The following is a 20247-nucleotide window of genomic DNA, read 5'->3' as shown; positions in this document are numbered from 1 at the left end:
ACCGGGGGTACCAGAAGTGGGGTGCTGTGACCTTCGATACGGCCCACCGGAGGCGAGCCCCAGATTCCGGCGAATCGATGAGATCAACTCCACAACAGTCGCGCACGTGAGCCCACAGGGGTCGTACGCTGCGGCCTATGGCTCTTCCCGCGTCCGCCGAGGATTCTGCTCCCGACCCGCACACCACCGCAGGGCGACTTGCTCAACTGCGGCGCGTGAACGAAGACGCGGTCCATGCCGGGTCTCAGCGGGCGGTAGACGCCCAGCACGCCAAGGGCAAGATGACCGCGCGTGAGCGGATCGAGGCCTTCCTCGACCCGGGCTCGTTCGTGGAGACCGACGCGTTCGCGCGGCACCGGGCGCACGACTTCGGCGTCCAGGCCAACCGTCCGTACGGCGACGGCGTGGTGACCGGGTACGGCACGGTCGACGGCCGCCAGATCTGCGTGTTCAGCCAGGACTTCACGGTCTTCGGGGGGAGCCTCGGCGAGGTCTTCGGCGAGAAGATCGTCAAGATCATGGATCTGGCGCTGAAGACCGGCTGCCCGGTCGTCGGCATCAACGACTCCGGCGGGGCTCGCATCCAGGAGGGCGTCGTCTCGCTCGGCCTCTACGGCGAGATCTTCTATCGGAACGTCATGGCCTCGGGCGTCGTCCCACAGCTTTCTCTGATCATGGGCCCGTGCGCCGGCGGCGCCGTGTACTCCCCGGCGATCACGGACTTCACGCTGATGGTCGACCAGACCAGCCACATGTTCATCACCGGCCCGGACGTCATCAAAGAGGTCACCGGCGAGGACGTCGGGATGGAGGAGCTGGGTGGCGCCGCCACCCACAACTCACGCAGCGGAGTCGCGCACTTCCAGGCCGCCGACGAGACGGAGTGCCTGGAGCTCGCGCGGGCGCTGCTGTCGTTCCTGCCGTCGAACAACCTCGACGACGCCCCGAGCTACGACGAGGTGGACGATCCGGCCGCCGAGATCGATCCCGAGCTCGACACCTTCATCCCGGACTCTCCGAACACCCCGTACGACATGCACCAGATCATCGAGCGTCTGGTCGACGACGGGGACTTCCTCGAGGTCCACGCTCAGTTCGCCCAGAACCTGATCGTCGGCTTCGGGCGGGTGGACGGCCGATCGGTCGGGGTCGTGGCGAACCAGCCGATGCAGTTCGCCGGCACCCTCGACATCGACGCCAGCGAGAAGGCCGCCCGTTTCGTCCGGACCTGCGACGCCTTCAACATCCCGGTGCTGACCCTGGTCGACGTGCCCGGCTTCCTGCCCGGTACCTCCCAGGAATGGAACGGGATCATCCGTCGAGGCGCCAAGCTGATCTATGCCTACGCCGAGGCGACCGTTCCCAAGGTCACCGTCATTACCCGGAAGGCGTATGGCGGCGCGTACGACGTGATGGGGTCGAAGCATCTACGGGCCGACATCAACCTCGCCTGGCCGACCGCCGAGATCGCCGTCATGGGTGCCCGCGGGGCTGTGAACATCATCTACCGGCGCGACCTGGCCAAGGCCGAGTCCCCGGAAAGCCGCCGGGCGGAGCTCATCCAGGACTACAACGATCACTTCGCGACTCCGTACATCGCGGCGGAACGTGGGTACCTCGACGCGGTGATCAACCCGTCCGAGACTCGCCGAGAGATCATTCGGGCCCTGCGCCTGCTGCGTACCAAGCGCGAGTCCCTGCCGCCGAAGAAGCACGGCAACATCCCGCTGTAGTTCGGCCCCGGACTCTCGCCGGCACGCAGTCGGTCCGCTTCCCACGTGCGCACCCGCTGGACGAGCGACGCGACGAGCGACGAGGGACGACGATGGACGGCAGGCCGCGCACGGCGCGTGGCCGGAAGTCGAGTGAGGAGAGGACCGTGACCCAGGACGACGACGGACAGGCCAGCCCGCCCCGACTGCGTTTGATCCGTGGGAACGCGACACCCGAAGAGATTGCCGCGGTGGTCGCGCTTCTGGCAGCCCGCGCGGTCCCGGTGGAAAGTCCGTCTCCCGTCCGCTCGGCCTGGGCGGATCCCACTCAGGCACTGCGTCGCCCACTCGCCACCGGAGCGGGTTCGTGGCGACGCTCCGGGATGAGCCCGGGTGTACGCACCCGGGCTGGCTGGTAACCGAACAGATAGATGACGCCGGGATGTCTGTGGCATCACATCCGGGCACAACGAGAGCGAACTGTGCGGCCCGACTCGCCTAGACTTCAGGCAGGCCGGACGAGGACGGGAGCAACGTGCGTAAGATCCTCATTGCTAACCGGGGAGAGATTGCGGTTCGGGTGGCCCGTGCATGCCGCGACGCCGGATACACGAGCGTCGCAGTATACGCCGAACCGGACATCGACGCACTGCACGTGCGCGTCGCCGACGAGGCATTCGCGCTGGGTGGTACGACCCCTGGCGACTCCTATCTACGCATCGACAAGATACTCGATGCCTGCAAGTCGTCCGGGGCCGATGCGGTTCATCCTGGTTATGGCTTCCTCTCGGAGAACGCGGATTTCGCCGAGGCTGTGATCGGTGCCGGCCTCACCTGGATCGGTCCGCCGCCCGAAGCCATTCGCCGCCTCGGGGACAAGACCGCGGCCCGCCACATCGCGCTGGCCGTCGGCGCGCCGCTCGCACCGGGCACCGCGGATCCCGTCGCCGGCGTCGATGAAGTCGTCGCCTTCGCCGAGCAGTACGGCCTGCCGGTCGCCATCAAGGCCGCGTTCGGCGGCGGTGGCCGCGGGCTCAAGGTCGCCTGGACCACGGAGGAACTGCCCGAACTGTTCGACAGCGCGGTCCGGGAGGCGGTCGCCGCCTTCGGCCGGGGCGAATGCTTCGTGGAGCGTTACCTCGACCAGCCCCGGCACGTGGAGACGCAGGTCCTCGCGGACAGCCACGGCAACGTCGTCGTCGTCGGCACCCGTGACTGCTCGCTGCAGCGGCGGTACCAGAAGCTCGTCGAGGAGGCGCCGGCGCCGTTCCTCTCCGCGGAGCAGCTCACCTCCCTCTACGAGGCGTCCAAGGCGATCTGCAAGAAGGCCGGCTACGTCGGCGCCGGGACCGTGGAATTCCTGGTCGCCCGCGACGGCATGATCAGCTTCCTCGAGGTGAACACCCGGCTCCAGGTCGAGCACCCGGTGACCGAAGAGGTGTCCGGCGTGGACCTCGTCCGCGCGCAGTTCCGGATCGCGGAGGGTGAGGCACTCGACTTCACCGACCCCGCTCCCCGCGGCCACGCCATCGAGTTCCGGATCAACGGTGAGGACCCGGGCCGCAACTTCCTTCCTGCTCCGGGAACGGTGACCACGTTCGTCTCACCGGCCNGTCCGGGCGTGCGCCTCGACTCCGGAGTCGAGAGCGGCAGCGTGATCGGGGGCGCCTTCGACTCCCTGCTCGCCAAGCTCATCGTCACCGGCGCCACCCGCCAGGAGGCGCTGGAGCGTGCCCGGCGCGCGCTGGACGAGATGGTTGTCGACGGCATGGCCACGGCGCTGCCGTTCCATCGTGCGGTCGTGCGGGACCCGGCCTTCGCTCCCGACGACGCCGCGGAGCCGTTCCGCATCCACAACCGTTGGATCGAGACCGAGTTCGACAACACCATCCCCGCCTTCAGCGGCGGCACGGACGCCGACACCACCCCCGAGCCGCGGGAGGCGGTCATCGTCGAGGTGGGCGGCAAGCGTCTCGAGGTCGTGCTGCCGGCCGGGCTCGGCGCCACCTCGACGTCGACCGCGTCGCGTGGCGCCGCGCCCAAACGGTCGGCCCGCGGCGCGGCGGCCGCCAAGGTGACCGGTGACGCCCTGACCAGTCCCATGCAGGGCACCATCGTGAAGGTTGCTGTCGCCGACGGCGACACGGTCGCCGCCGGCGACCTCATCATCGTGCTGGAAGCGATGAAGATGGAGCAGCCGATCAACGCTCACCGCGGCGGCACTGTCACCGGTCTGGCCGCTGCCGTAGGTGCGGTGGTCACAAGTGGTGCCGTCCTCTGTGAGATCAAGGACTGATCTGGCTCTCCGCCCGTCGGCTGTCTTCCTGCCGGCCGTCGACTTCGTAAGCTGCGGGTATGGACGGCGGTGAAGACAGCGCAACGGTGCGCGGACAGGACACGGGGACGGCAGCGCCGCCGGCGGTGGCGCAACAGCCACCGCTGACGGGCCGTGTCCACTATCTCCTCGGTGGGACGCTTCCTCCCACCTACAACGCGTGGATCTCCCGGGATCTGACCGGCCCTGGTTGGCGGATGCGGCAGGCGGCACGCCCCTTCGTTCTGATGCTGCCGTTTGCCGTGATCTTCGCCCTGCTTCCGGGCGGGGCGGTCGTCCGCGCGGCGACGGTTGCGTTCCTCCTGGTCGCCGGGGCGGGGCTGGGCTTCGCCACCAGCGGATTCTTCCGGAACCGGCGGCTGGAGCAACACGGCTTCCCACCGGTGTTTCCGCCGCACGATGACGAAGATGACGAGTAGCCATCGACGCCGCTCGGTCCCCCGCCTGATCGGCGCCCGCAACTGATCATTCCTGGTCATGGCGCTCCGGGCCGACCTGATATGTGCGCCCTTCCGGGCTCGCCCGGATGACCAGCCGGGCGGCCTCCCAGCGCGCGATCTCCCGCGCGATCTGTACGTCGAGCCGTAGGCAGTCACTCGCGTCGAGATCCGCCACCCAGGGCACGAACGGCGATTCCAGTATGCCGGCCTCGGCACGCCCGCAGCCGCAGCCGCGGCAGCCGGATCCGGGGCATCAGCGTCCTTTGCCCCGCCGGATCCTCCGCCCGGATCATTCGCCTTCCAGAATTCAGCAAACGAATACACTGCGCCACCTGCCACGGGTAGCTCGCCGGAAGCACGGCTGACGCAGGCCGGTGACGCGCCGGCCGATGACGCGCCGGCCGGAGCCGCCGCGGCCATCACTCCACCGAAGGTCGACGCCGGCCGAGGTCGGTTTCACCCTGCGCTGTCGAAGCCCGCGAAGAAGTCCCGAGGACGCAGAACCCTGGCGGCCTCGGTGATCGAGCCGGACAACGAGGGGTAGATGGAGAAGGTATGTGCGATCTGGTCGACGGTGAGACCATGTTCGACCGCTAGCGAGACAGAAAGGATGAGCTCCGACGCGCGCGGGGCGACAATCACACCACCGAGGACACTGCCGCTACCCGGCCGGCAGAACAGTTTGACGAAACCGTCCTCGATCCCCATCATCTTCGCGCGAGGATTACGCGAGAGTGGCACAGTGGTCACCTCTGCCGCGACGGCACCCGTGTCCTTCATCACCTGGGTGACTCCGACCGTGGCGATCTCCGGCTCGGTGAAGATGTTGGAGGAGACGGTCCCGAGTCGCAGCGGGCTCACTGCCTCCCCGAGGGCATGCCACATTGCTATCCGGCCCTGCATCGCGGCTACCGACGCGAGCGGCAGAACGCCGGTGCAGTCGCCTGCCGCATACACGCCGGGCACGGATGTGCGCGACATTCGATCGACGTTCACGTGCCCGCCGGGACCGAGGCGAACACCGACATCGGTCAGGCCGAGCCCCTTCGTGCGGGGAACGGACCCGACTGCCATCAGAGCGTGGCTTCCCGTGACGGTGCGGCCGTCGGTGAGCTCAACGATCACGCCGTCGCCGATGCGGCGGACCGAGGCGGCGCGCGAGCGGTTGAGCACCTCGATGCCGCGCCGCACGAACACATCCTCGATGACGCGCGCCGCGTCCGGGTCCTCGCCGGGCAGGACCCGTTCGCGGGACGAGACGAGGGTGACCTCGGCGCCCATCGCCCGGTAGGCGCTGGCGAACTCGGCGCCGGTGACGCCGGAGCCGACGACGACCAGATGCTCCGGAATCTCCTTGAGATCGTAGAGATGGCGCCAGGTGAGGATGCGTTCACCGTCCGGGCGGGCGGTCGGAAGATCCCGTGGGCTCGCCCCCGTTGCGATAAGAATCACGTCGCCCACGAAGGTCTCACCGGTGTTCGTCTCGATCGCATGCGGCCCGACCAGCCGGCCGGCCGCGTGCACCACTTCGACCCTTTCCCGCTCGAGGCGGCGTTCGATGTCCAGGGACTGCGCCTTGGCGAGTTCCCGGACCCTTTCGTACACCTGTTCCGGATCGACGCTGACGACCTCCGGCGGCGTGAGCGGGGGGACACCCGCGTCCAGGCCGCTTNGCATGCCCCACGCCACCGCGGGCAGCACCGGTTCGGTCCCCGCACCAAGTCCGTGCGGGCGGATACCGAGCCCCGGCGCCAGTGCGAGATTGGTCATAGTCTCCGACGTCGCGATCAGCGTCTTGGAAGGAACACAGTCGGTGAGCACACAGGCGCCGCCGATCCCATCCGAGTCGATGACCGTGACCGTCGCGCCCAGCGACGCTGCCACGAGCGCCGCTTCATAGCCGCCAGGCCCTCCACCGAGAATGACGATGCGCGTCACGTGCCCTCCCGATCCGACATCTTCTCCTTTCATCTTCCCCCGCCCCGACGGCTGCGCTCCTCCCGGTGCGGAGAGCTCCGTAGGATCACAGGCGGATGCCGACAGGCGCGAAGTCCACGAGACACCCTTCTTCCGACTTTGAAACGGAAATAGCAGCTATAGCCACGCACCGTCACCCCGAGAGACGACGATGACCTTGTACGCGGCGTACGCCGGCAATCTCGACCCGGCGCAGATGAAGGAGCGGGCCCCCCACTCGCCCGTCACCGGCACTGGATGGATCAACGGTTGGCGCCTGACCTTCGGCGGTGAGAACGTGGGCTGGGACGGGGCGCTGGCCACGATCGTCGAGTCCCCCGGCAGCCATGCGTACGTGCTGCTGTACGACCTCGACCGCTATGACCTGGAGCGGCTCGACGTGTGGGAGGGCGCGGACACCGGCCTGTACACCCGCATCCGCGTCAGGGTGTCCACTCTGGACGGCGAGGCTCTCGCCTGGACCTATGTGCTGAACTCCTACGAGGGTGGCCTGCCCTCCCGGTGGTACCTCGACATGATCGCCGATTCCGCCGAGAAGGCAGGGGCTCCCGCCGACTACGTCAAGGAGCTCCGCTCCCGGCCGACGGCCTAGCCGGCAGAGCGCGGTCAGGAGGAGGCCGGTGGGCGGCGTAGCAGCTCCAGGGCGGCGCCGGCCAGCAGCCGCACCCCGATGCCGACAGCGCGCTCGTCGACGTCGAAGGCACCCTGGTGAAGATCGTAGGTGGGGCCCCCCGGAACGCGGGTACCCAACCGGGCCAGCGCGCCGGGCACGTGGTTGAGATACCAGCCGAAATCCTCCCCGCCCAGGGACTGGGCGACGGTGGTGGACGCGCCGTGGCCGAGGGTGCGGTCGACGACGCTCTGGAACACGTCGACGACGTCCGCGCTGTTGACGACGGGAGGCACACCGCGCCGGTAGTCGACCACGATCTGCGCGCCGTAGGGGGCGACGAGCTGCTCGGCGACCCGGGTCACGAGGGCGGGAACGGACTCCCAGGTCTCCCGGGACAGCGTGCGGATGGTCCCGCGTAGCTGCCCGGTACGGGGGATGGCGTTGGCGACGGTGCCGGCCTGCACCTGCCCCCAGACGAGGGACAACGCCGACCGTGGATCGACCAGCCGGCCGAGCGCGGCCGGCATGTCGGCAGCCAGCCGGGCGAGGGCATACACCAGGTCGACCGTGTTCTGCGGTCGCGAGGTGTGGCCACCCGGCCCCGCCATCGTGATCTCGATGGCGTCGGCCGCGGAGGTGATCGGCCCGGTTCGCAGCCCGATGGTGCCCACGTCCAGCGCGGGATCGCAGTGCACGGCGATCGCCGCCGAGGCGGGCTTCAGCACGCCGGCGTCGATCACGTCCAGGGCCCCGCCGGGCATGAGCTCCTCGGCCGGCTGGAAGACGAGACGCACGGTGCCCGGCAGCGCGGTCGTGCGCGTGTACTCGGCGAGGGCCAGACCGACGCCCAACACCACGGTGGTGTGCACGTCATGCCCGCAGGCGTGGGCCACGCCTGGCACCGTCGAGCGGTACGCGACGTCCTTGACGTCCGGCAGCGGAAGCGCGTCCAGGTCGGCCCGGACGACCACCACCGGGGCCGCCGGATCGCGGTCCGCCCCGACCCCGATGTCACACCACAGCCCGGGCACGTCCGGCAACCGCTGCGGGGACAACCCCGCGGCGCGCAGCCTCGCCTCCACCTGCCCGGCCGTACGCTGTTCCTGCCGGCCGAGCTCGGGATGGGCGTGCAGGTCACGGCGCAACGCGACCAGCTCGGATTCATGCGCGGTCACCCAGCGGGCGACCGCCGCGGTCTCGTTGGCCTCCATCTGCCGGCCGGGCTCCTCCCTGCGGGCGTCGCGCGGGCCCTGACGCGCGCCGTGTGCGGATACCGGGCCGTCGGGGCCGCGCCGACGCACCTAGCGGTCAACGACCGGACGGCCGGTATTCATCTCTTCCAGCAGGGTATCGACGACTCGGGTGAGATCTCCATCGGCCCGCCGGGCCACCGCCCGCTGCCGGGTGTAGCTCGCCCCGGTCTCGAGGATCACCAGGACGTCGGCGAGCTGCTGCGCGCAGCCCAGCCGGTGGGCGACCGGGAGCAGATCCTCCACGAGGTCCACGAGGTCGTCGCGGACCGACCGCACCCCGCCGCGACCGTCGATCAGGATCTGCGCGTCGAGGCCGTAACGGGCCGCCCGCCACTTGTTCTCCTGCACCAGCCACCGCTGCGGCGTGGGAAGCCGGTACCCGCGGTCGATCTGGGTGTTCATCCGGTCGACGAGGCACTGCGCGAGGGCGGCAACGGCCCCGACCTCCAGCAGCGTCGGCAGCCCGTCACAGATCCGCAGTTCGACGGTGCCGAAGTTGGGATGTGGCCGGATGTCCCACCAGACCTCCCGGATCGTCTCGATCGTCCCCGCCGCGATGAGCGTCTCCATGAAGGACTCGAACCGCGGCCAGTCCTCCAGCGGGTAGGGCAGGCCCGCGGTGGGCAGGCTGGCGAACACCTGGGATCGCGACGAGGCCAGGCCCGTGTCCCCGCCCAGCCAGAACGGCGACGACGCGGACAGGGCGAGGAAATGCGGGATGTACACCATCAGGGCGTTCATGATCGGCATGGCCTTGTCCGGGGACCGGACCCCGACGTGGACGTGGACGCCGAAGATGAGCAGCCGGCGGGCCAGCCACTGCATCTGGCTGACCAGCCGCGAGTACCGGTTGTCGTCGGTGATGCGCTGCCCGGCGTAGTCACTGATGGGGTGGGTACCGCTGCACATCAGGCCGACCCCGCGCCGCTCCGCCAGGTCGCGCAGCAGCGACACCGTGCCGGCCAGGTCGGCGGTCGCCTCCCCCACCGATCCGCAGACTCCGGTGATGACCTCGACGGTCGACTCGAACAGCTCGTGCTTCGCCTTCGCCGCCTCCCGCTCGCCGGCCTTCGCCCGCAGCTCGTCGAGGATGACGGTGGCCTCCCCGCGCAGCTCGCGGGACTGTTGGTCGACGAGCTGCAGTTCCCACTCGATGCCGAGACTGGAGCTCGTCGAGGACGAGAAGGGAATCTGCACCTGGGCTCCTCGGATCGGGGCCGATGCCGGTGTCGGGCAGCCGTCACCGTTCCGCTCGGCTCACGGACAGCAGGAGCTGATTACCCATTCGAGCCGTTCCTACCCCCGATCACCGCCCGGGGTGGCCGGGGTGGCCGGGGTGGCCGGGGCAATCACCCGTACGCCCAGCTCACGAAGCTGACGGTCAGTCACCTGGGTGGGAGCCCCGGTCAGGGGGTCGAGACCGGACTGGGTCTTCGGGAAGGCGATGACCTCACGGATGTTCTCCTCACCCGCCAGGATGGCGACCAACCGGTCGATGCCGACCGCGAAACCGCCGTGCGGCGGCGCGCCGTAGCCGAAGGGGGTGAGGAAGAAGCCGAACCGTGCGTTCGCCTCCTCGGGGGTGATCCCGAGCAGGCCGAAGATGCGCTGCTGCAGGGCGCTCTCGTGGATCCGGATCGAACCGGACCCGAGTTCCCAGCCGTTGAGCACCAGATCGTAGGCGCGGCTGCGCACCGCGAGCGGTTCGCTCTCGAGCTTCGCGATGTCGTCGGGATGCGGGCGGGTGAAGGGGTGGTGCCCGGGCTTCGGCCGCCCGGTGGCCGGGTCGATGCCGACGAACAGCGGGAAGTCCACCACCCACACGAACCGCAGCGGCCCCTGCCCGGCCGGCGGGCGGCCAAGGTCGTTGCGGAGCTGCCCGAGCACCTCGCAGGTGGTCGCCCACTCGTCGGCGACCAGCAGCAGCAGGTCGCCCTCGACGGCGTCGGTCGCGGCGACGATCCCGGCGAGTTCGTCCGCCGAGAGGAACTTCGCCACCGGCGACTCCAGCGCGCCACCGGCGCCCACCCGCATCCACACCAGGCCCTTGGCCCCCAGCGACTTGGCCCGCGTGGTGAGATCGTCCAGTCGGCGCCGGTTGTGCGCGGCCGAGCCACCGGGCACCCGGATGCCCTTGATCGCCTCGGCGCCGGCGAACGCCTTGAAGCCGCTGCCGGCGAAGATCGCGGTGAGCTCGACGAGCTCCAGGTCGAACCGCAGGTCCGGCTTGTCGACACCGAAGCGGTTCATCGACTCGTGCCAGGTGATCCGTTCGATCGGCGGCACGGCGTCGGTCCGCACCGCCCGCGCCGCGGCCAGCACCGCGGCGGAGATCACGTCGAGCACGTCGTCCTGGTCGACGAAGCTCATCTCGAGGTCGAGCTGGGTGAACTCGTACTGCCGGTCGGCGCGCAGGTCCTCGTCCCGCAGGCAACGCGCGAACTGGAAGTAGCGGTCGGTCCCGCCCACCATGAGCAACTGCTTGAACAACTGCGGCGACTGCGGCAGGGCGTAGAAGCTCCCCGGGAACTGCCGGGACGGGACGATGAACTCCCGGGCGCCCTCCGGCGTCGACGGCATCAGCAGCGGCGTCTCCACCTCGACGAAGTCGAGTGGCGCCAGGACGGTGCGCATCGCGCCCAGCACCGCGGAGCGCGTCCGCAGGTTGCGCTGCATCCGCTCCCGGCGCAGGTCGAGGTAGCGGTAGGCCAGCCGGGTGGACTCGTCGACGGCGTCGGCCCGGTCGTCGAGGGGGAACGGCGGCGGGGTGGCGACCGACAGGACCTCGACCGCGCAGTCGCGCAGCTCGACCTCCCCGGTCGCCAGCGCCGGGTTCGCCGTGCCCTCCGGCCGGATGGCCACCGTGCCGGTGACGCGCAGCACGTACTCGGAGCGGACGTCGACGGATCCGTCGACGACGACCTGGAGGAGGCCGGAGTGGTCTCGCAGGTCGACGAAGGTCAGCGACTGCCCGTGCTGGCGGCGGTGCGCCACCCAGCCGCACACCGACACGGTCCGGCCGACGTGATCCGCCCGCAGGTCAGCGCACAGGTGGGTGCGCATGGCCGTACGCTGCCCACTGGCCGCGGAGACCCCCGGCTCCGGGATCGGTAGCTTGCCGGTGGCCGGCTGGGTTGTAGTCATCGGTCCGTTGTTCCCATCGCTGTCCGGTTCGGCCCACCGGGCGCGGTGTCACGCCTGTGCTGTGGCGATATCGTCACGCCCGCCGCGGGATCCCGTCCCGACCCTATCGGCCGCTGCGTCGCCACGGTCCGGTCAGGCCGCCGCGCCTCGCGTCAGGTCGCGCACCCACGCGAGAAGGTGGTCCCGGTCGTCCGGCACGCGCAACCACCGACTAGCGACGCAGCGCGCGGATGAAGCGGCCGGCCTCGGTCCGCAGCCGAGCCGGGACGCGCAGGACCTGGCGTCCGCGGGGCGTGCTGAGTTCCACCGTGATGACGTCGCCATGCTTGACCCCGCGGGAGGCGCTCACCTCGCGACGGTCGAACACGACGTCGAACCAGTCGCCCTCTCGCGGGAACGGCGCGACGACGAGGAGCCGCCTGTCGGTGAGCACGATCCACCGGGAGGCGCCGACCCGGTGGCCGACGAAGGTCTCCACCTTCGACGTCAGCCGCCCCGGCCCGCCGGGGTCGGTCAGCCGTCCACGCAACACGACCTCGGTGAACTCACCGGACTCCAGCGGCACGGACGGGAGCCGGCGGTGGGACGGCAACAGGGGCACGGAGGCCAGTCTCCCCCACGCACCCCGTACAGTCGCCGGGTGCGGGAGCAGGCGGAGGAACCGAACGCGGCGGCCTCGGCCGCGCGGCTGGCGGAGCTGACCGGGGCCGGGCGGCACGACGTGGCGATTCTGCTGGGCTCGGGGTGGCGCCCGGCCGCGGACGTGCTCGCGCGGCGGGCGGAGAAGGTCACCGAGGTCACCTTCGCCGAGCTCGGGGGCTTCCCCCCGGGCACCGAGGTGCCCGGTCATCGGGCGGTCGCCCACTCGCTGCGCCTCGACGGCCGCCGGATGCTCGTCTACCTGGGCCGGGTACATGCGTACGAGGGCCACGGACTGTCGCGGGTGGTGCACGCAGTGCGGCTGGCCTGCGCCGCGGGCGCGTCGACGATCGTGCTGACGAACGCGGCCGGCGGGCTGCGCGCCGACATGACCATCGGCCAGCCGGTCCTCATCGCCGACCATCTCAACCTCACCGGGCGGTCACCGCTGGTGGGACCCGCCTTCACCGATCTGACCGACGCCTACTCGCCACGGCTGCGCGCCCTGGCCCGCGAGGTCGACCCGTCGCTGACCGAGGGCGTCTACGCCGGCCTGCCCGGACCACACTTCGAGACGCCCGCGGAGATCAGGATGCTGCGGGTGCTGGGCGCCGACCTGGTGGGCATGTCGACGGTGCACGAGACGATCGCCGCCCGGGCCGCCGGCGCCGAGGTGTTGGGCGTGTCGCTGGTGACCAACCTCGCGGCGGGCATGACCGGGGAGCCGCTGAACCACCTGGAGGTGCTGGCCGCCGGGGCGGCTGCGGCGGAGCGCATGGGGGTCCTGCTCGCCGACGTCGCCGCCCGCCTCTAGGGACGGCGAGATCGTGACGGTGCCGGCCACCGCCCTGCCGCCGGAGTTGCCCGATCCGCTGGCCGGACGGGTCCGGGCCTGGCTCGCCGACGACCCGGACGCCGCGGACCGGGCCGAGTTGACCCGGCTGTGCGCCGAGGCCGTCCGCGACCCGGCGGCGCTCGACGAACTCGACGACCGGTTTCGGGCGCCATTGCGGTTCGGGACGGCGGGGCTGCGCGGGCCGCTGCGCGCCGGGCCCGGCGGAATGAACACGGCCGTGGTGCGCCGGGCCGCCGCAGGCCTGGCCGCCTGGCTGCGTGCCACGGCGGCGGGCTCAGGGGCGGCGACGGGCTCGGGGCCGGGGGCGGGGGGCGGCAACCCGGCCGCGGCTGCCCTGGTCGTCATCGGCTATGACGCCCGGCACCGCAGCGAGGCGTTCGCGTTGGACAGCGCGCGGGTCGTCGCCGGGGCCGGGTTGCGGGCCCTGGTCCTGCCCGGGCCGCTGCCCACACCGGTACTGGCCTTCGCCGTGCGTCACCTGCGGGCCGACGCCGGTGTGATGGTCACCGCCAGCCACAATCCGGCCGCCGACAACGGCTACAAGGTGTACCTGGGCGGCGCCGAACCGGACCCGGGACGCGGCGCGCAACTCGTCGCCCCTGCCGACGCCGACATCGAACGGCGCATCGCCGCCGCCGGTCCGGCCGCCGCGATCCCGCTGGCCGAGACCTGGCGCCGGCTCGACGGACGGATCGTCGAGGACTACGTCCACGCCGCCGTGGCGGCGGTCCTCGACCTGGCACCGACGGCCGACTCGGCGCCGACGGCCGACCCGGGTGAGCCCGAACCCGTGCAGGCGATCGTCGCGTACACCCCGCTGCACGGGGTCGGCGCCCAGACCCTCGCCGCCGTCTTCGCCGCCGCCGGGCTCGCGGCTGCCACACTCGTCGACGAGCAGGCCGCGCCCGATCCGGACTTCCCGACCGTCCCCTGGCCGAATCCGGAGGAGGCGGGCGCGATGGACCGGGCGCTGGCTCTCGGTGAACGCATCGGCGCGGATCTGGTGCTGGCGACCGACCCCGACGCGGACCGCTGCGCCGTCGCGGTGGGCGGACGGCTGCTCACCGGCGACGAGATCGGCCTGCTCCTCGCCGATCAGGTGCTCCGCCGCCGGCCCGGCCCGGTGGCGACCACCCTGGTCAGCTCGTCCGGCCTGCGCGCGCTGGCGCGGTGCGCCGGTGTCACCTACCGCGAGACGCTCACCGGCTTCAAGTGGATCATGCGAGCGGATCCGGAGCTCGTCTTCGGTTACGAGGAGGCGCTCGGCTACGCCCTCGTCCCGGATCTGGTGCGGGACAAGGATGGCATCACCGCGGCGCTGGCCGTCGCGCTGATCGCCACCGCCGCGAAGCGGCGCGGCCGGACCCTGCTGGATCTTCTCGACGAGCTGGCGGCGCGGATCGGCGTGCACGAGACCGGGCAGCGCTCGGTCCGCTTCACCGACGTCACCCGGATCGCCACGGCGATGCGGAGGCTGCGCTCGCAGCCCCCGCCGCGGCTCGCGGACCGCGCGGTGACGGGCCGGCGCGACCTGCTCAGCGACGGCGTCCTGCCGGCGGAGGGCGTCCTGCCGGCGGCCGGCGTCCTGCCGGCGGCCGATGTCTTCGTCCTGTTCCTCGGCGACGACCGGGTGACCTTCCGGCCGAGCGGGACCGAACCGAAGCTGAAGGTGTATCTCGAGGTTGTCGAGCCGGTGGCGGCCGGCGCGGCCACCGCCGTCGCGGCGGCCCGCGAGCGGGCCCGGTCCCGGCTGGCCGAGCTGACCGTTGCCATCGATGATCTGATCGCCCGCCTCGGATAACCGCCGGACCGCGCATCGCGCTCCCAGGCCGACCGCCGACAGCGCCTCACATCTCGCCGTAGATCCGGTCGCCGGCGTCGCCGAGCCCGGGGACGATGTAGGCGGTGTCGTTCAACCGCTCGTCGACGGCCGCGGTCACCACCGTCAGTTCCGCCGCCGCCGCGGCCGGCAGGCCGGACTCCAGCGCCGCCAGCCCCTCCGGCGCCGCGACGACCGCGACGACCGTGATGCCCCGCGCCCCGCGGTCGAGCAGCAGCCGCAGGCAGTGCAACGCCGAACCGCCGGTGGCGAGCATCGGGTCGAGCAGCAGCACGGGCCGGCCGGTCAGGTCGGCGGGCACCGCCTCCAGGTAGACGGCGGGTCGGTGCGTGGTCTCGTCCCGGGCCAGGCCGATGAAGGCGGTGTGGGCGTCGGGGAGCAGGTCGAGCGCCGCGGGCAGCATGCCGAGGCCGGCGCGCAGCACCGGGGCGAGGACCACCTCGGCGGCCAGCCGCACCCCGGTCGTCGTCGCCAGCGGCGTCGTCACCGTCACGGNCATGGTCGGCAGCGCCCGCGTCGCCTCGTAGACCAGCATCGTGGCGAGGTCGTGCAGGGTCGGCCGGAAACGGGAGCGCGGCGTGCGCTCGTCACGGAGCACGGTGAGCGACGAGGCCGCCAGGGGATGGTCCACGACGTGCAGATGCACGGACTGACTCCTCGAGCGCGGGACGGGATCGGCAATGATGCAACGTATGACAACCGATCCCGCCGGACCCGACCGTCCCGCCGAGGAACCGGGGGACGGCTCCCCCACCTCGGCCGAGGGCGCCCGGCCCACCCTGCGGCGGGCCGAGGTCGCCCGGCTGATCGACCACACGCTGCTGGCCCCGGCCGCGACCGACGAGGAGGTGCTCGCGCTGTGCGCCGAGGCCGCCAAGCTGGGCGTCGGCGCGGTCTGTGTGGCCCCGACCCACGTCTACCTCGCCGCGGCGAGCACGTACCGCGGCAGCCGCGAAGCCGAGCCCGCCTTCGCCGTCGCCTCGGTGATCGGTTTTCCGCACGGCACGCATCTCACCGTCATCAAGGCCGAGGAGGCCCGTCGGGCCGTCGCGGACGGCGCGACCGAGATCGACATGGTCATCGACATCGCCAACGCGATGGACGAGAACTGGCGGGCGATCGAGACCGAGATCTCCGAGGTCCGCCTGTCGGTGCCGCCGCACGTGATCCTCAAGGTGATCCTGGAGACGGCGCTGCTGCCCGATGCGAACATCATCGCGGCCTGCCGGGCGGCGGAGGCCGGCGGGGCCGAGTTCGTCAAGACGTCGACCGGATTCCACCCGGCCGGGGGAGCCAGCGTGCGGGCGGTGCGGGCGATGGCCGAAGCGGTGGGGGGACGCCTCGGGATCAAGGCCTCCGGTGGCATCCGGACGGCGGAGAAGGCGATGGCCATGATCGAGGCCGGCGCGACCCGCCTCGGGCTGTCCGCCTCCGCCGACGTCCTCGCCGGCTTCCCCACCTGATCCGACCCGGGCCGACCCCACCCCGAGATGTGGTTACTCGGGCACGTGCGGCACCCAGCAGTCCGCCAGGTGATCGTCGACGAGACCGCAGGCCTGCATGAGCGCGTAGGCGGTGGTCGGGCCGACGAACACGAAGCCGGCCGCGCGCAGCCCCTTCGCCAGCGCCACCGACTCGGCGGACTTCGCCGGGACGTCGGCGAGGGTGGCCGGCCTGGCCCGCCGCGGCGGCCGGTGCGACCAGATCAGCTCGGGCAGCGGCCGGTCGAGGGCGAGCACCGCCCGGGCGTTGACGATCGTGGCCTCGATCTTGCGGCGGTTACGCACGATGCCGGCGTCGCCGAGCAGCCGCTCGACGTCGGCGGCCCCGAACCCGGCGACCACCCCCGGGTCGAACCCGGCGAAGGCCGACCGGAACGCCGGCCGCTTGCGCAGGATCGTCAACCACGACAGCCCGGACTGGAACGCCTCGAGGGTGAGGCGTTCGAACAGGCCCACCGTGTCCCGGACCGGGCGGCCCCACTCCTGGTCGTGGTACTCGACGTACTCCGGCGCCGACAGGCCCCACGGGCAACGCGCCCGGCCGTCGGCTCCGGCCACGGCGGCCACGGGGGCGGCGGGGGCCGCGGGGGCCGCGGGGGCGGGCCGGTTCGGGATCGGGCCGGCCGGCGCCGCCTGGGTGCCGGGCGGCTCGGTTCCTGCCACGCTCGTGCTCATCGGGCGAGCTCCTCACGGACGTAGGGCGCGTAGCCGGGCTTGATGACATCGTTGATCAGGTCGAGACGTTCGTCGAAGGGCAGGAAGGCCGACTTCATCGCGTTCAGGGTGAGCCAGCGGATGTCCGACCAGTCGTAGCCGTGGACGTCGACGAGCGTCGCGAACTCGCTCGACAGCGACACGTCGCTCATGAGCCGGTTGTCCGTGTTCACCGTGACCCGGAAGTGCAGCCGACGCAGCAGGGCGATGGGATGGCGCTCGATGCTCGGCGCGGCGCCCGTGTGCACGTTCGAGGTGGGGCACATCTCCAGCGGTACCCGGACGTCGCGCACGTAGTTGGCGAGATCCCCGAGGATCGCCTTACCGTCCGGATCGACCGTGATGTCGTCGACGATGCGCACCCCGTGGCCGAGCCGGTCGGCGTTGCACCACTGGACCGCCTCCCAGATCGACGGCAGCCCGAACGCCTCGCCCGCATGGATGGTGTAGTGCCCGTTCGCCCGCTGGATGTACTGGAAGGCGTCAAGGTGCCGGGTCGGCGGGTTGCCCGCCTCGGCGCCGGCGATGTCGAAACCGACCACCCCGGCGTCCCGCCAGCGCACCGCAAGCTCGGCGATCTCCAGCGAACGGGCCTGGTGACGCATCGCGGTGAGCAGCGCGCGGATGCGCAGCGGCGTACCGGCGGCGCCCGCGCGGAAGCCGTCGAGGACGGCCTCGACGACCGCGTCCAGCGACAGGCCCCGCTCGACGTGCAGCTCGGGAGCGAACCGCACCTCGGCGTAGACGACACCGTCGGCCGCGAGGTCCTCGGCGCACTCGCGCGCCACCCGCCGGATCGCCTCCTGGGTCTGCATCACGCCGACGGTGTGACTGAAGGTCTCCAGGTAGCGCACCAGCGAGCCGCTGTGCGCCCCTCCCCGCAGCCAGGTGCTCAGCGCGTGCGCGTCCGTGGACGGCAGGTCCCGGTAGCCGGTCTCGTCGGCGAGCTCGACCACCGTGGCCGGCCGCAGCCCGCCGTCGAGGTGGTCGTGCAGCAGGACCTTCGGCACCCGGCGGATCTCGTCGACCGTGATCGGGCCGGGCGGTGCGTCGTTCGTCATCGGCTCCTCCGTCTCCTGCGCCGACCGTAGGCCACGGGTCCGACAGAACCGCGACGCCGCGTTGGCCGGGTCGCCTCCGCCTCCGCCGACGTGCTCAGGCGGGGAGGTGGTCGAGGACGAGCGGGGTGGGAGGCGGCGGCTGCGGGGTGACCGTCACCGCGCCGGCGAGTGCGGCCAGCGCGCGGCCGAGGGTCTTCGGATCGTCGGTGTGCAGCTCCAGCAGCGGCTCCCCGGCGGTGACCCGGTCGCCGATGCCCGCCCGCCAGCGCACGCCCGCCGCCGCGGACACCGCGTCCTCCTTGCGGGCCCGCCCCGCGCCCAGCCGCCAGGCCGCGATGCCGACCGCCCGGGCGTCCAGATTCGCCAGGTAGCCGGACGCGGGTGCGGGCACGGTCTCGACGTGGGTCGCCCGCGGCAGGACCGCGTCGGGATCGCCGCCCTGCGCCGCGACCATCGCCCGCCACACCGGGTAGGCGTCCCCGGCCGCCAGCACCTCGGCCGGATCGCGGGCCGCCCGCACCTCGGCCGGATCACGGGCCGTCGGCGCCCCGCCGGCTCCGTCCGCCCGCCTCGCGCCGGCCAGCTCGATCATCACCCGAGCCAGGGCGACGGTGACCTCCACCAGGTCCTTCGGCCCGCCGCCGCGCAGCGTGTCGACCGCCTCGGTGACCTCCAGCGCGTTGCCGGCGGTGCGCCCCAGCGGGTGGTCCATGCGGGTCAGCACCGCCTCGGTCCGGACGCCGGCGGCCGCGCCGAGCCCGACCATGGTCCGCGCCAGCTCCCGGGCGTCGTCCAGCGAGGTCATGAACGCACCCGAGCCGACCTTCACGTCGAGGACCAGCGCGGACGTTCCCTCGGCGATCTTCTTGCTCATGATCGACGAGGCGATGAGCGGGATCGACTCGACCGTCCCGGTGACGTCACGCAACGCGTAGAGCCGGCGATCGGCGGGAGCCAGCCCGGCCCCGGCGGCGCAGATCACCGCGCCCACCTCGGCAAGCTGGCGGCGCATCCGTTCGACCGGCAGGTCGGCACGCCAGCCCGGGATCGACTCCATCTTGTCCAGCGTCCCGCCGGTGTGCCCGAGGCCCCGTCCCGACAGTTGCGGGACGGCGACGCCGCACGCGGCGACCAGCGGAACCAGCACCAGCGAGACCTTGTCGCCGACCCCGCCGGTCGAGTGCTTGTCCACGGTGGGACGGCCGACCCCCGTCAGGTCCAGCCGCTCGCCGCTAGCGATCATCGCGGCGGTCCAGCGATCGAGCTCGGCCGGGGACATCCCGCGCCACACCACCGCCATCAGGTAGGCCGACATCTGCTCGTCCGCGACCCAGCCGTGGGTGTAGGCGTCGATGAGCCAGTCAACGGCCTCGAGCGGCAGCGAGCGGCCATCACGCTTGGCCCGGATGAGGTCGACGACGTCGAAGTCGGCGCTCACGACGCCCCCGATCCGCCGAACGGGGTGGCACCGGCGGGGGAGCCGGCCTGCGGTGGCGCGTCGGCCGCGGTCGCGGGCTCCGGCGGGTCGGGCGGGTCGGGCAGATCGGGCGGGTCCGGCAGATCGGGCGGGTCCGGCAGGTCGAGCGGACCGAACGCGCCGGGAAGTAGTTCGGCCAGCCGGCGTATCCCGCCGGCGGTGGCCACCAGCAGATCCGGACCGCCGTGCTCGTAGAGGAGCTGACGGCAGCGACCGCAGGGCGCCAGCGGCCGCCCGTCCGCGTCGACGCACGCGAACGCCAACAGGCGGCCGCCGCCCCGAGCGTGCAACGCCGAGACGAGGCCGCACTCGGCGCACAGCGTGAGGCCGTACGAGGCGTTCTCGACGTTGCAGCCGACCACCATCCACGGCTCGTCCCCGGTGGTGCGGCCGTCGGCGTCCGGGCGGTCGACGACCAGCGCGGCGGCGCCGACCCGCAGGCCCGAATACGGAGCGTAGGCACTCTGCGCGACACGGACAGCGGCGTTCCGCAGCCGTTCCCAGCTTCTGTCGTCCACACTCCACCCCATGTCCCTGCACCCCTCGGTCTCGACACACCCCTCGGTCTCGCGACATCCCTCGGTCTCGCCGCACCCCTTGATCTCGCCACCTCGTGTTCTCGTCGGAGTCCGTGGTCCGATCGGGCGCTGACGCCAGCATGCCCGACCTTCGCGGGCCGGCACC

19 protein-coding genes and 3 pseudogenes are annotated in these 20247 nt (G+C 71.9%); 9 read left to right on the top strand and 13 right to left on the bottom strand.

Features of this window, described 5'->3' with window-relative positions; all coding sequences use genetic code 11:
• Nucleotides 1-137: 137 nt before the first annotated feature.
• The 5 genes and pseudogenes from UK82_RS06755 to UK82_RS06745 all read left to right on the top strand — a co-directional run bounded on the left by UK82_RS06755 (nucleotide 138) and on the right by UK82_RS06745 (nucleotide 4466).
• Entirely contained in the window at nucleotides 138-1733 is a 1596-nt protein-coding gene (locus UK82_RS06755) for an acyl-CoA carboxylase subunit beta (protein ID WP_044884282.1), read from the top strand.
• Between the two features lie 92 nt (nucleotides 1734-1825).
• Nucleotides 1826-2131 (top strand): acyl-CoA carboxylase subunit epsilon, encoded by a 306-nt coding sequence (locus UK82_RS31050; RefSeq protein ID WP_313949792.1) that lies wholly within the window; start codon nucleotides 1826-1828, stop codon nucleotides 2129-2131.
• A gap of 116 nt (nucleotides 2132-2247) precedes the next feature.
• A pseudogene (locus tag UK82_RS36255) lies at nucleotides 2248-3324 on the top strand (acetyl/propionyl/methylcrotonyl-CoA carboxylase subunit alpha); the annotation flags it as partial.
• A 1-nt stretch (nucleotide 3325) separates the two neighbouring features.
• Nucleotides 3326-4008, top strand: a 683-nt coding sequence (locus tag UK82_RS36250) for a biotin/lipoyl-containing protein (protein WP_236705594.1), incomplete at its 5' end; no start/stop codon positions are given.
• 59 nt (nucleotides 4009-4067) lie between these two features.
• Nucleotides 4068-4466: a DUF5313 family protein gene (locus tag UK82_RS06745; protein WP_055406646.1), complete on the top strand. Its 399-nt coding sequence runs from the start codon at nucleotides 4068-4070 to the stop codon at nucleotides 4464-4466.
• A 46-nt stretch (nucleotides 4467-4512) separates the two neighbouring features.
• Here UK82_RS06745 and UK82_RS33960 read toward each other — a convergent pair whose 3' ends face one another.
• The 3 genes and pseudogenes from UK82_RS33960 to UK82_RS36245 all read right to left on the bottom strand — a co-directional run.
• Nucleotides 4513-4671, bottom strand: a complete 159-nt coding sequence (locus UK82_RS33960; protein ID WP_157871707.1) for a hypothetical protein — start codon at nucleotides 4669-4671, stop codon at nucleotides 4513-4515.
• 272 nt (nucleotides 4672-4943) lie between these two features.
• Nucleotides 4944-6159, bottom strand: a pseudogene (locus tag UK82_RS06740) (NAD(P)H-quinone dehydrogenase); the annotation flags it as partial.
• 1 nt (nucleotide 6160) lies between these two features.
• The coding region (locus UK82_RS36245; protein ID WP_236705593.1) for an FAD-dependent oxidoreductase at nucleotides 6161-6425 on the bottom strand (265 nt) is incomplete at its 3' end.
• 190 nt (nucleotides 6426-6615) lie between these two features.
• Between UK82_RS36245 and UK82_RS06735 the strand changes: the two genes are divergently transcribed.
• Nucleotides 6616-7056, top strand: coding sequence for a gamma-glutamylcyclotransferase (locus tag UK82_RS06735; RefSeq protein ID WP_044884278.1), 441 nt, complete (start codon nucleotides 6616-6618; stop codon nucleotides 7054-7056).
• 14 nt (nucleotides 7057-7070) lie between these two features.
• Here the strand turns inward: UK82_RS06735 and UK82_RS06730 are convergent, their stop codons facing one another.
• The 4 genes from UK82_RS06730 to UK82_RS06715 all read right to left on the bottom strand — a co-directional run bounded on the left by UK82_RS06730 (nucleotide 7071) and on the right by UK82_RS06715 (nucleotide 12075).
• Nucleotides 7071-8288 (bottom strand): amidohydrolase, encoded by a 1218-nt coding sequence (locus UK82_RS06730; RefSeq protein ID WP_044884277.1) that lies wholly within the window; start codon nucleotides 8286-8288, stop codon nucleotides 7071-7073.
• Nucleotides 8289-8378: 90 nt separating this feature from the next.
• Nucleotides 8379-9527: a glutamate--cysteine ligase gene (locus UK82_RS06725; RefSeq protein WP_044884276.1), complete on the bottom strand. Its 1149-nt coding sequence runs from the start codon at nucleotides 9525-9527 to the stop codon at nucleotides 8379-8381.
• A 99-nt stretch (nucleotides 9528-9626) separates the two neighbouring features.
• Nucleotides 9627-11474 carry an aspartate--tRNA ligase gene (gene aspS / locus UK82_RS06720; RefSeq protein WP_055406644.1) on the bottom strand — a complete coding sequence of 616 codons (1848 nt, stop codon included), beginning with the start codon at nucleotides 11472-11474 and terminating at the stop codon, nucleotides 9627-9629.
• Nucleotides 11475-11685: 211 nt separating this feature from the next.
• On the bottom strand, nucleotides 11686-12075 hold the full coding sequence (locus UK82_RS06715) for a hypothetical protein (protein ID WP_044884274.1): 390 nt from the start codon (nucleotides 12073-12075) through the stop codon (nucleotides 11686-11688).
• Nucleotides 12076-12114: 39 nt separating this feature from the next.
• Between UK82_RS06715 and UK82_RS06710 the strand changes: the two genes are divergently transcribed.
• Together UK82_RS06710 and UK82_RS06705 are read left to right on the top strand one after the other, a co-directional pair.
• Nucleotides 12115-12927, top strand: coding sequence for a purine-nucleoside phosphorylase (locus UK82_RS06710; protein ID WP_055406643.1), 813 nt, complete (start codon nucleotides 12115-12117; stop codon nucleotides 12925-12927).
• A gap of 13 nt (nucleotides 12928-12940) precedes the next feature.
• Nucleotides 12941-14770 (top strand): phospho-sugar mutase, encoded by a 1830-nt coding sequence (locus UK82_RS06705; RefSeq protein ID WP_055406642.1) that lies wholly within the window; start codon nucleotides 12941-12943, stop codon nucleotides 14768-14770.
• A 46-nt stretch (nucleotides 14771-14816) separates the two neighbouring features.
• Here UK82_RS06705 and upp read toward each other — a convergent pair.
• A pseudogene (gene upp / locus UK82_RS06700) lies at nucleotides 14817-15304 on the bottom strand (uracil phosphoribosyltransferase); the annotation flags it as partial.
• Nucleotide 15305: 1 nt separating this feature from the next.
• Nucleotides 15306-15455, bottom strand: a 150-nt coding sequence (locus UK82_RS36240; RefSeq protein ID WP_304438039.1) for a uracil phosphoribosyltransferase, incomplete at its 3' end; no start/stop codon positions are given.
• Nucleotides 15456-15492: 37 nt separating this feature from the next.
• Between UK82_RS36240 and deoC the strand changes: the two genes are divergently transcribed.
• Nucleotides 15493-16272, top strand: coding sequence for a deoxyribose-phosphate aldolase (deoC, locus tag UK82_RS06695; protein WP_236705622.1), 780 nt, complete (start codon nucleotides 15493-15495; stop codon nucleotides 16270-16272).
• Nucleotides 16273-16305: 33 nt separating this feature from the next.
• Here the strand turns inward: deoC and UK82_RS06690 are convergent, their stop codons facing one another.
• The 4 genes from UK82_RS06690 to UK82_RS06675 form a co-directional block, all read right to left on the bottom strand.
• On the bottom strand, nucleotides 16306-16986 hold the full coding sequence (locus UK82_RS06690; protein ID WP_236705592.1) for a DNA-3-methyladenine glycosylase I: 681 nt from the start codon (nucleotides 16984-16986) through the stop codon (nucleotides 16306-16308).
• Entirely contained in the window at nucleotides 16983-18086 is a 1104-nt protein-coding gene (locus UK82_RS06685; protein WP_044884269.1) for an adenosine deaminase, read from the bottom strand. Before UK82_RS06685 ends, UK82_RS06690 begins: the two co-directional genes overlap by 4 nt.
• 94 nt (nucleotides 18087-18180) lie before the next feature.
• Entirely contained in the window at nucleotides 18181-19524 is a 1344-nt protein-coding gene (locus UK82_RS06680) for a thymidine phosphorylase (protein ID WP_044884268.1), read from the bottom strand.
• Nucleotides 19521-20093, bottom strand: a complete 573-nt coding sequence (locus tag UK82_RS06675; protein WP_055406640.1) for a cytidine deaminase — start codon at nucleotides 20091-20093, stop codon at nucleotides 19521-19523. The genes UK82_RS06680 and UK82_RS06675 overlap by 4 nt, the downstream gene beginning before the upstream one ends.
• Nucleotides 20094-20247 lie beyond the last annotated feature (154 nt).

This window comes from Frankia sp. ACN1ag, from assembly GCF_001414035.1.
GTDB classification, from domain to species: Bacteria; Actinomycetota; Actinomycetes; order Frankiales; family Frankiaceae; genus Frankia; species Frankia torreyi.
This window is presented reverse-complemented; position numbering and strand designations above follow the sequence as displayed.